Consider the following 11,439-nt stretch of genomic DNA (forward strand, 5'->3'; position numbering starts at 1 on the left):
ACATACCGTTTCTCTTGTGGATGAGGCGTTCTTGCGCAAGTTTCTCCTGTGTACGGGACTGTTCCTCTCGGCCCTGACCGCCAACGGGCGGGCTCACGCGCAGTTCGCTCCCACGCACACTGGCACCTATCTCGATTCCCGCCGCGATGCGGAGATCCGCCACCGCACGCTTGCACGCATGCTCATGACACTGGGCATGGACCCAGACGAGGTCGCCACATCTTCCACGGACACGTCCAACGACGTGCTGCCGCAAATGCCCGTCCGCCGCTTTGAGGAGGACGATTCCCTGTCCCGTGTCCCGCGCCGTCGCAAGAGCCATGCGCCGGATGAGTGGCACCCGACTCCTTACCATTCGAAAACCCGAGGCGAACTGGCCGTCGTGCAGGTCAATCGCGAGATTGGGCTGTCTGCGACGGGGTCATGGACCAATTACAAGGAAAAGCCGCTATGGGAGGGGCCTGAGACCGGTTATGACCGGGAAACCGGCTGGGCGCCCGGATTTCAGTTCGACGCCTCGACCATGTTCGATCTCTATGAAGTGCAGCACATCCTTCTGGCCGGTCATGTAGCCTTCAGCGACGGCAACGTGGGCTATCACGGCTCCGCCAGCAACGGATGGCAGACTTGGCCTTACCGCAACTCCTCCAATCGTGAGACGATCGACGCCCGCATCGAACTCGGCAAGGGACTGATGGTGACGGACCGTTTCATGATCACCCCTGCGATCATGGGGGGCTATTGGTCATGGGGGCGCAATGTCAAAGGCTCCCAGGGCGTGTCGTCCAGTTCGGAAGATTACGCCGGTTTCGTTGCCGGCATTGTCGTTCATCTCGATTACGCCGTAACGGATGCCTTCGTGGTGCGCGGGCGGCTGTGCTGGGATGAACGACTGGGTTCGCACATGGATGCCGCCGGCGTCAAAGGCACGTTCCGCCTGCGTCCGCGCCCGGAATGGATCGCCGCACTGGACTTCGATTACAGGCTCTCCCGTTCCCTCCATTTCATCAGCGGCGTGCAGTATTCCTACTATTCGTTCGGACGCAGCCAGTCCATCGCGCAGCATGGCGGCTACTCCCTCTACGAACCCAGCAGTTGGACAAATGGCATGACGCTGCATGCAGGTATCGCTTACGCCTTCTGAGGACGATCCGTCCTTTTCAATGACTATTTCCCCCGAAAAGACACAACAGAGCCTCTAAACGCCACGTTTCCCTTCCGAACCATGGCCTTGATTTCCAGAGGATGCGGCCGTCTCCGGGGACGGTTATTGCACGTTCACAGCCTGACAGATCGCGAAAGACAGCCGTGAACATCCTCTCGACCCGAATTCGCCTCATGTCGCTACATCCCTACGGGAAAAGGCGGTTTTTCACCTTATCCTTCGTGCCCTGCTCCCGGCAGACGCGATCGGCTTCCCGTTCCTGACCACCAACGCAGAGCGCACCGACATGACCGAGACCTCCGCAGGCACGAGCGCGGCACTCCTGTCCCCTTATCAGCTCACCGGACCCAGTTCGCTCTCGGTGGGCGCCAAGGCGACCTACACGCTCACGCCTCCGAGCGGGACCACCCTGACATCCGCCGTGACCGTCACGCTAGCCTGCACCCTGGCGGGGACATTCGCCCCGTCTTCCGTGGTGCTGGCAGCGGGCTCGACCTCCAGTGTCGCCTTCGCCTTCACCTTCACGCCCACGGCTGCGGGAAGCGGCACGCTTGCAACGACGAATTCCGGCGGCCTGACCGACCCCAACGGCATCTCGGTGTTCGCCATTGCGCTCTCGACAGCGTTCACCACGTTCACACTCACCGGCCCTACCAGCCTGGTGGTCGGAACATCCGCCACCTATACCGTGACACCCGGCAGCGGCACGGCGCTGACCTCGGCCGTGACCATCACGCCCAATTGCACGCTGTCCGGCACGTTCTCCCCCACAAGCGTCACCATTCCCGCCGGTTCCACCGCTGCGGCCACCTTCACCTTCGTCCCCTCCGAGTCCGGCGCGGGCACAGTGAGTGTGACCAACACGGGCGGTCTGTCGAATCCATCCGACCTGTTCGTAACGTCCAACGCCTCCGCCCCCACCTACACGGCCTATGGCATCAGCGGTCCGCGCTCGGTGCTGGTGGGCACGCCTGCGACCTACACTCTCACACCCGGCACCGGGGCAGCGCATGCCAGCGCCATCACCCTCACGCCCGATTGCACACTGGCCGGGACGTTTGCCCCCAGCAGTCTCACCTTCGCTGCCGGTTCCACAGCACCCGTAACCTTCACGTTCACAGCATCAGCCGCCGGGAACGGACTGATGAGTGTCAGCAACAACGCGACCCTGACCGATCCCGCGTCTTTCACCCTGACGGCGCTGAGCGGCGCGGCTTCCACATCGCTGCCGGTCGATTGCGAGTCCTTTCTTTTTTCTCCCGGCAACTGGTCGGGCGATGCGGGCCGCGGCGGTTCAGGATGGCGACGGACGTGGAATGTCGGCGCATGGCTTAAGGTCGTCTGGCTCGCCTCCGCCACCCCCACGGCCACGCTTCACCTCGGCCCGAGCGGAACGGGCGCCTATGTCACAATGTTTCTCAACGGCACCGCCATGACGAATCTTTCGGCACAGGGCGATATCACGCTGAGCGGAATCACGGCCGGGCAGGTCAACACGCTGGAAGTGTTTCTCACCCGCACACCGGATAGCAGCCGCTGGAACGGGGGCGCCAACTGTCTGAGTGTCAGCGGCATGACACTGGATGCGGCCTCATCGCTTGCCCGCGCCTCCATATCGCGCTCATGGGGCAAGATCGTGGGCGATGATCTGGCTGAGGGCATCGCCGCCGATGACGGCGCGGACAATGTGCTGTGCGCGTGGCCTTATCTCGTCCTGCGGGCGATGGACAACGCGGGTTACGACACCTGCATCTCGGCAAGCGCCGATTCGGGCTATCTTACGCCCGGTGACAGCACGAAAGACGTCCCGGCTTTCCATGTTGTCGCCGACTCATCCAACGGTATGGGTGGCGCCTACAACGACAGTCTGAGCCGCTGGAACCGGATCGACGCCGGCATCTCGGCACTCGACAGCGATGGAATGCTCAGTTCCTACGGCGATGCCGGGACCGCCCCGAGTTGGGTGGCCTTCAATCTTCTGGCCAACGACGCCGCCGCCAGCGCCAGCACGTCCGATGCCACGGCCGCCATGACGCACAGTCTTGTCGCACACCGGGCCGCAGCCCCGGATGCATGGCTCTTTCCCATCATGCCGTTCGCCTTCCATGACGCATCCGCCTATGGCTCAAGCTGGGCGCAGGTGTTCAATGGCGCTCTATCCGCCTACCAACTGGCCTACCCCGACGATGAGAAAGTGGTCGCCATCGATGTGGGTGCGCGACTTTCGCTCCTGCTACGCGCCAATCCCGGTCTTTACACGACCACGGACGGAAAGCGGCTCACGGCTGAAGGACACGCTGTCTTCGCTTCCATCGTCAGCGGCGCGATTCTCGCCGCTCTCGGATCCGGACGCCAACGCATCTGCACGTTTTACTGAAGCATGAAAAAGGGCGTCCTTCCACTGGGAAAGGATGCCCTTTTTGAATCGGACGGGGCACTGGCCCCCGCCCGTTTAGTCCGTCATTCAGGCCTTGAGGGCTTTCTCAAGCAGATCGAGGCCTTCGTTGAGCACCGCATCGCTGATGGTCAGCGGCGGCAGCAGACGCACCGTCTCGCCCAGCACACCACAGGACAGCACGATCACGCCCGCCTCGACCGCCGCCGCGCAGACCTTGCTCGCGCCACCGGCCTCGACCTCGTCCGTGCCACGCGCCTTGAGCACGTCGAAACCGACCATCGCGCCACGACCATGCGCCTTGCCGACCGGGATCAGATCGGAACGCTCGCTCCAGCCTGCGACACGCTCACTGATGATACGTCCGATATGCTCGGCGCGCTCACACAGCTTTTCGGACTCAATGACGTCCAGCACGGCCAGACCGGCCGCACAGGCCAACGGCGAACCGCCATAGGTGCCGCCTAGACCACCCGGCCGCACTGCGTCCATGATCTCCGCACGTCCAACCACGCCCGACAGCGGGAAACCGCCGCCCAGTGCCTTGGCCACCGAGATAAGGTCCGGCTTGACGCTGGAATGCTGAATGCCGAACAGCTTACCCGTACGCGCAAAGCCCGTCTGCACTTCGTCGGCGATCAGCAGGATGCCGTGCTTGGTGCACCGCTCACGCAGGCCCTTGAGCAGTTCTTCAGGCACCACGCGGAAGCCGCCCTCACCCTGAATCGGCTCAATGATGATGGCCGCCACGCGGGACGGATCGACATCGGCGGCGAACATCAGATCCAGCGTGCGCAGGCTGTCGGCCACCGAAATGCCGCGTGCGGGGAACGGCGCATGGAAGACATCGCCCGGCATGGTGCCGAATTGCGTCTTGTAGGGATTCACCTTGCCGGTCATGGCGGAGGCCAGCAGCGTACGGCCATGGAAACCGCCTGTGAAGGCGATCACACCCGAACGGCCGGTGGCGGCACGTGCGATCTTCACGGCGTTCTCGGTCGCTTCCGCGCCGGTCGTGAAGAAGATGCTCTTGGCAGGACCATCGATGGGAGCAAGCGCGTTCAGGCGCTCCGCCAGTTCGATGTAGCTCTCATAGGGCGCCACCTGAAAACCGGTGTGGCTGAAGCGGCCAAGCTGCGCCTCCACGGCCGCGATAATGCGCGGGTGACGATGCCCGACATTGACCACCGCGATACCTGCGGCGAAATCCACGATACGACGGCCTTCGACGTCCCACAGTTCCGCGCCCTGCGCACGGTCGGCATAGATACTTGTTGCCGAACCGACACCCACAGGAACCGCTGCCGCACGACGGGCGGCGAGGGCTGCGTTGCTCTTGCCTGTACTCACGTTCTTATTCCCATTCCCATAAACCGCATGCCCGCCCCTGCCGGGTGGAACACCGCGCAGGAACCGGACGAACGGAACACCACACCTCGACACGACCGGGACATGCCGTGCGCGTCGTGCTTCCCCATAAGCCGTTCGGCGTTCCGCTTCCAGTCGCACGACGTGAATAAGAACATTTCCGACATGAACCGATACGGATCGGCACCAAAATGGCCCGATAGAGCCTATTCCCGAGAGGCCGACGCCGCCAGTTTCTGACCCATCACCACAGGTACGAGTGTCACCGCCATGACGGCAAAGACCACCACATTCACCTCCGGCATATGCTGCCCCAGCCGGATCGCGCCAAAGATCCACAGCGGCAGCGTCGTTTCACTGCCCGCCGTGAAGGTGGAGACGATCACCTCGTCAAAGGACAGGGCAAAGGCCAGCAACATTCCCGACATGATCGCCCCACCCAGAAGCGGGAGCGTGACGGTGAGAAACCCCTGAAACGGCGTGGCCCCCATGTCCTGCGCGGCTTCGAGCAATGTGGGCGACAGACGACGGAGCCGGGCCATGACGTTGCTGTAGACCACGACCGTGCAGAACGTGGTGTGAGCGATCACCAATGTCACAAGATTGAACGGCAACCCGCAGGCTGTAAAAAAACTGTTCATCGCAATGCCGGTGAGGACGCCCGGCAGCGCAATTGGCAACGTAAGAAAGAACGAGCCGGCCTGCACGATGCGCGACGACAGACCGTTCATGCCCAGAGCCGCCAGCGTGCCGAGCACGGACGCCAGCAATGTGGCCACTCCCGCCACCTCAACCGAAATCAGCAGTGCGCTGCGCACTTCTTCATCCGCCCAGGTGGAGGCAAACCATTTCAGTGAAAGACCGCGAATGGGCCACACCTGCACGGACGCCGCATCGAAAGCATAGATCAGCACCACACACAGAGGGAGCAGCAGGAAGGCCAGAACAGCCAGCGCCGCCGTCCACACAGCGATGTTTCGCAAAGACCCGTTCATGTGCCGTCAAACGCTCCGAACCGTCGGGCCACCAGCATGTAACCCGCGACCACCACAAGGAGGAGGAGAGAAAAGGCCGCAGCAAACGGCACATTTCCCGAAACCCCCACATTGGAATAGACCACGTTGCCCACGAAATCCGATCCGGCACCGCCCACGAGCATGGGGGTGACATAATCCCCCAGCGTCACGGCAAAGGTGAAGACAGACCCCGCCGCCATGCCCGGCACGGCCAGAGGCAGGATGACGGTCCGCAACACCTGCGTCGGCGTGGCCCCCATATCGCCCGCCGCATCAAGCAGCGAAGCCGGAATATGCTCAAGCGCTGCGATCAGCGGCATGACCATAAACGGCAGCCAGAGATAGGAAAACACCAGCCACAAAGCCACGTTTGTGAAAGCGATGGACTGTCCGGGCAAACCGGCCTCATGCAGAAACCAGTTGAGCACGCCGTCATGCCCAAGGATCAGACGCCACGCATAAATGCGGGCCAGCATGCTCGACCACAAAGGAAGCGCCACCAGAACCAGCAGAAACAGTTTCAGCCGCGGGCCGACCTTGCGGGCGATCACCCACGCCAGCGGCCATGCCAGAACGATGTCGGTCAACGTGACCAGAACGGCAATCCCAATCGTCCGCTGCGCCACGATGCGATACGTCACATCCGAGAACAGGACGCGGAAATTGTCCAGCGTCCAATCATGGACGATCTCGCCCGTCATCGAATCGACCTGCCAGAAAGCCGACAGCAGCAGAATGAACAGGCTGCCGAGATAGAAAACCGTCAGCCAGCCAAACGGCGGTATCAGAAGGGCCAGATTGCCCGCATAACGGCGCAGGCCCATGCTCACTGTTTGACCTGCTGCCATGCACGCTGCCACGCGCCGTAGTCCAGACACTCTTTCTTGCCGTTTCCGCAGTCTTTCACAGGCGTCTTCCAGAAATGGATGCTTGCGAAATAATCCGAAGACGCATCGGCATGATACTGCTTGCACGAACCCGCCTGCTGCGCGTCCATCTCGGCACAGGCTTTCGTGTTGGCGGGCGTCTCGCCAAAGGACAACGCCTGCTGGGCCTGAACTTTGGGCGTCAGCACGTGATTGATCCACAGATAGGCGCAGTTCGGGTGCTCGGCATGGGCGCTGATCATCCAGCTATCCGCCCAGCCCGTCGCCCCTTCATCCGGAATGCTGTCCTGCACGGGCACACCGGCCGCCCGCAGTGTGTTGGCCTGATAGGGCCACGCGGCGCCGACATGCGCGTCCCCGCTCTTGAACAGATCAATCTCGTCGGAGGCCAGCGCCCAGTATTTGCGCACCAGCGAATGCTGTTCCTTCAACAGCGCCACCGCCGCATCCATCTGCGCCTGTGTCAGCTCGTAGGGATCGGTAATGCCGAGTTCCGGCTTGGCATGGGAAAGATAAAGCGCTGCATCCGCGATCTGGATCGGATTATCCGGCACCGTGATCATGCCAGCATATGTCTTGTCGTAGATCACCGCCCAGCTTTTGGGCGCCTGTGTGAGGAACTTCGTGTTCCACATGAGAACATTCGGCCCCCATTCATAGGAAACGCCGTAATGCACGCCCTTTACGGTGTTGAAACCCGGTTCTTTGAGTTCCGGCATCAGGTCGGCATAGGCCGGGATCAGGCTCATGTTCACCGGCTGCACATTGTGTCCGAAAATCAGGCGCAGCGCCGCGTCACCGGACGCGGAGACGACATCGAACCCCTTGCCACCGCCCATTCGGGTGAGAGCCACCATCTCATCGGATGACCCGACATATTTGCGGTGCACCTTGCAGCCCGTGCTCTGCTCGAACGGCTTGACCCAAACGTCATCGGCATAGCCTTCCCATGCCACGACGTTCAGATCCCCTTCCCCTTTGCCGATGGCGCCCGGCAAATCGGCGGCCTGCGCCGCGAGCGAGACGACCGAACAGCCGGTCGCGAGAAGAAATGCGGTGAAAGCCTTCATGGTCATCGTCCCTTTCAAAGGAAGAGAAAATACGTTTTTCATGCAGCCGACGCCGGGAGACGATAGGCCGCCGTGCGAAACCACACAGCCGCCACCGGCTCACCTTCACGCAGCCCGCGCGCCAGACGGGACGGCAGGATGGCCAGAATGCTGCCGTCCTCGGAGGCCCCCCTTACCCGGCATCGCGTGACCGACCCGAGATAGGCGATTTCCGTGACCGTTCCCGGCATGACCGCCTCATCGGGCGACGGCACATAGCCCTGTGCCTCCACACGCACATCCTCGGGACGCAGCAGAATGTCCTGACCGGCCTCCGTCAGGATGTTCGAGGAACCGATGAAGCGAGCAACAAAGGTGCTCGCCGGATGTTCGTACAATTCCTGCGGCGTTCCCACCTGCTCAAGCCGCCCCTCCGAAAACACGGCGATCCGGTCGCTCATGCTCAGCGCCTCTTCCTGATCGTGCGTGACATACACAAACGTGATGCCTGTCTGCTTCTGGATGCGCTTGAGTTCGACCTGCATTTCGCGGCGGAGCTTAAGGTCGAGCGCGCCGAGAGGTTCATCGAGCAGAATGAGAGAGGGTTCGTTCACCAGCGCACGCGCCAATGCCACACGCTGCCTCTGGCCACCCGAGAGCTGCGAGGGACGCCGATCGGCCACCCCTTCCAGATGCACCATCTCCAGCGCCTGCGTGGCCCGTTCGCGTCGTTTCGGTTCGGGTACACGGCGAATTTTCATGCCATAGGCCACGTTGTCGCGCAGGCTCATATGGGGAAACAGCGCGTAGTCCTGAAACATCGTGTTCACATCCCGCCGATAGGGCGGCAGACGCGACACATCCTCCCCACACAGGCTGATCTCACCCGCGTCAGGAAACTCGAAACCTCCGATAAGACGCAACGTGGTCGTCTTGCCCGAGCCCGATGGCCCCAGCAGGGTGAAAAATTCGCCCGGCCAGATTTCAAGGTCGATCCCTTTGAGAACCGGTTTTCCGTGTCCGTAGGATTTCGTCAGATTGTGCAGGCTGACGGCAGAGACAATCTCAGGCGCCTTATCCTGCACGGGCGGCTCCTTGCACACAGCCCCAACACGTCGTTCTCTGTTCACCTGTGAAGAGAAGAAGGAAGGCGCCGATCAAGGTGGACGAGGACATCTTACTCCGTTTCCCGGTCCTGCATGGGACCATGCCAGTTTCATTATCGAAACAATATTGGCGGAGCAATCTTCTCCCGGTCAACTCCCCTGACCGGCAGGCCATGCGCGATATATGAAATGTAATGAAAAAAGAGGGTTAACGACCGATGGAGTGACAGCGTGGTCCACGCACACCGGTACGCGAATAAGAGAGGTGGACTGGCCCAGACGGCCCCTTCAAGGAGCTTTTGGCCAGCCCGTATCCTCAGACCGTGACGGTTACGGAGGCGCTGTTGGAGCCCGTCGTCACCGAAACGCTGGTGTTCGCAGCAAGCGTTGCGAGGCTGGAGAGCCCCTTTTCCACGGATGTCAGAACCGTGGAGGCATCCCCGAACAGGGTCGCTGCGGCTTTGGCGGCCTGCGGGTGGGCCGCCAGATCGGTCTGTGCCGTGGCGGCTGTCTTGAGCAGGCTGCTGTCGGCCGATGCCACCGCATTGCTGGCCTTTGTGAGCGCACTGGACAGATCGGCAAAGAAATTCTTGCCGCCAGAAACCTGATCGAGTTCGCAGTCAGTGATGTCACGCATGTCGGTTTTCCTCATGTGAACATTCAAACCGCCACGTCCCATTCCGGCATGACGGCGCTTCAGAAAACCCTCGATTGGAGCACAGCACCACCCCTTGAGAAGCCTGACGGTCATGAATTTTCGACAATTCCCATCCCATGGGTCATCTGAATGACGAAACATGGCCTCTTTTTTCTTGCAAATAATAATTGTTCGCAATACCATGATTCTTGTCCCTCAGGTGTCGTCCGTGTCCAACCGTCCACTTCACTTCGTCACCCTCGGGATCTACGGACGGCATCGGCTTTCCCCCATCAGCCGATGCCGTCCACTCCGCCACTCCCTGACATCACAGGGAAGGCAGACATGCGACAGCCCCCCTTCCCCCAAAGGCGCATCTGTCGGCATGTGGGGATTTCTTTCCCCCGCAAGGATGTTTCCCCCTGCTTCATCATCTGGACAGCCTGCTTCATCATTACGGCTATGGCATTGTCACCATGCTGGTTCTCATGGAGAGCATGGGCATTCCCGTACCAGCCGAAACCTGCATCATCACGGCCTCGCTCTACTGCCTCAAAACCCATCATCTGGCGATCGAAGGCGTAGCGCTGGCCGCCATTGCGGGCGCCATCATCGGCGATAATTTCGGCTATCTGATCGGGCGGCATTTCGGCCTTCCCCTGCTGGAAAAATACGGCGCGCGCGTTGGCCTCACGTCAGAACGTCTCATCCTCGGGCAATATCTGTTCCGTCATCATGGAAGCGCCATCGTCTTTCTGGGACGTTTCGTCTCGGTTGTCCGCGTGTTCGTCGCCATTCTGGCGGGTGCGTGCGACATGCGCTGGGAGCGCTTCATGCTCTTCAACGCGATGGGCGGCACGGTCTGGGCGGGTGGCTGGGCGCTCGGCACCTATCTGCTGGGACGCAAGATCTCGCAGGTGTCCGGCCCTACTGGAATTGCGATCGGAGTGCTGACAGCCGTCTGCCTGATTGGCACCGGCATGTTTCTCAAGAAAAACGAGAAGCGGTTGACCCAGCAGGCTCTGACAGAGGCAAAATCGCTTCCACAGGCAGCGGAATAGTACCTCGCAACGGCCGGAAAGCCTCTCGCAACGAGGGCTTTCCGATAATTATTCCCGGTCGATGCTGGGCACAGGCGCTCTTAGCCCTTCAACTCAGCCGTCAGCGTGATTTCGGTTTTGAACAGCTTCGACACCGGGCAATTAGCTTTCGCCTTTTCAGCCAGCTCCACAAACTGCTCCTGACTGGCTCCCGGTACGGTGCCGGTGAGAACCAGATGGACGGCTGTAATGGCAAACCCTCCCTCCTGTTTATCGAGCGACACCGTCGCTTTCGTATCGAGCGCCGTGGGCGTGAAGCCTGCCTCCCCAAGAATGAGGGAGAGCGCCATCGTGAAACAGGCCGCATGAGCCGCGCCGAGGAGTTCCTCTGGGTTTGAGCCGGGCTTGCCTTCAAAACGGGTGTTGAAGCCGTAGGGCTGATCTTTCAGCGCACCGCTTTCAGTCGAGATCAGGCCCTTGCCTTCCTTGATCGGGCCTTCCCAATGCGCCGTGCCGAATTTCTGGATGGTCATGGACTGTCCTTTCGCTGATGTGTCACCTCTCGGACGAGGCAGGAACCTTCACGTGCAACGCGGCGGACGGGAAGGCGGTTTCGTGCCGCCAGCCATGTCAGTCGCAAAGAGATGATGTCGCGCTGAAACGAAATCGCGTGCATACCATCTGTCATGTATTGGTCCGGCCCATCATGCGGCGAGAGCATGACAGCGCTCCTGCCGCGCCTGTTTTCCAGTGTGCGTTTTCCCGCATCCTTCCGA

11 protein-coding genes are annotated in these 11,439 nt (G+C 61.2%); 3 read left to right on the forward strand and 8 right to left on the reverse strand.

All coding sequences use genetic code 11. The features are described from left to right. The first annotated feature begins 31 nt into the window (after positions 1 to 31). Both KUA11_RS11825 and KUA11_RS11830 read left to right on the forward strand, forming a co-directional pair. Positions 32 to 1,144, forward strand: coding sequence for a hypothetical protein (locus KUA11_RS11825; RefSeq protein WP_217410495.1), 1,113 nt, complete (start codon positions 32 to 34; stop codon positions 1,142 to 1,144). Positions 1,145 to 1,451: 307 nt separating this feature from the next. Continuing rightward, positions 1,452 to 3,542 (forward strand): hypothetical protein, encoded by a 2,091-nt coding sequence (locus KUA11_RS11830; RefSeq protein ID WP_217410496.1) that lies wholly within the window; start codon positions 1,452 to 1,454, stop codon positions 3,540 to 3,542. 87 nt (positions 3,543 to 3,629) lie between these two features. Here KUA11_RS11830 and gabT read toward each other — a convergent pair whose 3' ends face one another. From gabT to KUA11_RS11860, 6 genes are all read right to left on the reverse strand, one after another. Further along, the gene (gene gabT, locus KUA11_RS11835) at positions 3,630 to 4,910 is read right to left on the reverse strand and encodes a 4-aminobutyrate--2-oxoglutarate transaminase (protein WP_217410497.1); all 1,281 of its coding nucleotides are present in this window, start codon (positions 4,908 to 4,910) and stop codon (positions 3,630 to 3,632) included. Between the two features lie 224 nt (positions 4,911 to 5,134). Next, the gene (locus KUA11_RS11840) at positions 5,135 to 5,923 is read right to left on the reverse strand and encodes an ABC transporter permease (RefSeq protein WP_217410498.1); all 789 of its coding nucleotides are present in this window, start codon (positions 5,921 to 5,923) and stop codon (positions 5,135 to 5,137) included. Further along, positions 5,920 to 6,792, reverse strand: coding sequence for an ABC transporter permease (locus tag KUA11_RS11845; protein ID WP_254454889.1), 873 nt, complete (start codon positions 6,790 to 6,792; stop codon positions 5,920 to 5,922). Before KUA11_RS11845 ends, KUA11_RS11840 begins: the two co-directional genes overlap by 4 nt. After that, positions 6,771 to 7,901, reverse strand: a complete 1,131-nt coding sequence (locus KUA11_RS11850) for an ABC transporter substrate-binding protein (RefSeq protein WP_217410499.1) — start codon at positions 7,899 to 7,901, stop codon at positions 6,771 to 6,773. Before KUA11_RS11850 ends, KUA11_RS11845 begins: the two co-directional genes overlap by 22 nt. Positions 7,902 to 7,939: 38 nt before the next feature. After that, the gene (locus tag KUA11_RS11855; protein ID WP_217410500.1) at positions 7,940 to 8,965 is read right to left on the reverse strand and encodes an ABC transporter ATP-binding protein; all 1,026 of its coding nucleotides are present in this window, start codon (positions 8,963 to 8,965) and stop codon (positions 7,940 to 7,942) included. A 337-nt stretch (positions 8,966 to 9,302) separates the two neighbouring features. Continuing rightward, on the reverse strand, positions 9,303 to 9,623 hold the full coding sequence (locus KUA11_RS11860; protein WP_217410501.1) for a hypothetical protein: 321 nt from the start codon (positions 9,621 to 9,623) through the stop codon (positions 9,303 to 9,305). A 476-nt stretch (positions 9,624 to 10,099) separates the two neighbouring features. Here KUA11_RS11860 and KUA11_RS11865 point away from each other — a divergent pair, with 476 nt between their 5' ends. Beyond that, on the forward strand, positions 10,100 to 10,684 hold the full coding sequence (locus KUA11_RS11865; protein WP_217410502.1) for a DedA family protein: 585 nt from the start codon (positions 10,100 to 10,102) through the stop codon (positions 10,682 to 10,684). Positions 10,685 to 10,764: 80 nt separating this feature from the next. Here the strand turns inward: KUA11_RS11865 and KUA11_RS11870 are convergent, their stop codons facing one another. Together KUA11_RS11870 and KUA11_RS11875 are read right to left on the reverse strand one after the other, a co-directional pair. Next, a complete protein-coding gene (locus tag KUA11_RS11870) occupies positions 10,765 to 11,196 on the reverse strand; it encodes an OsmC family protein (RefSeq protein WP_217410503.1) in 432 nt (143 codons plus the stop codon). Further along, positions 11,193 to 11,384, reverse strand: a complete 192-nt coding sequence (locus tag KUA11_RS11875; RefSeq protein WP_217410504.1) for a hypothetical protein — start codon at positions 11,382 to 11,384, stop codon at positions 11,193 to 11,195. The genes KUA11_RS11870 and KUA11_RS11875 overlap by 4 nt, the downstream gene beginning before the upstream one ends. Positions 11,385 to 11,439: the final 55 nt, after the last annotated feature.

It is taken from the genome of Acetobacter estunensis, assembly GCF_019083805.1.
Taxonomy (GTDB): Bacteria; Pseudomonadota; Alphaproteobacteria; order Acetobacterales; family Acetobacteraceae; genus Acetobacter; species Acetobacter estunensis_A.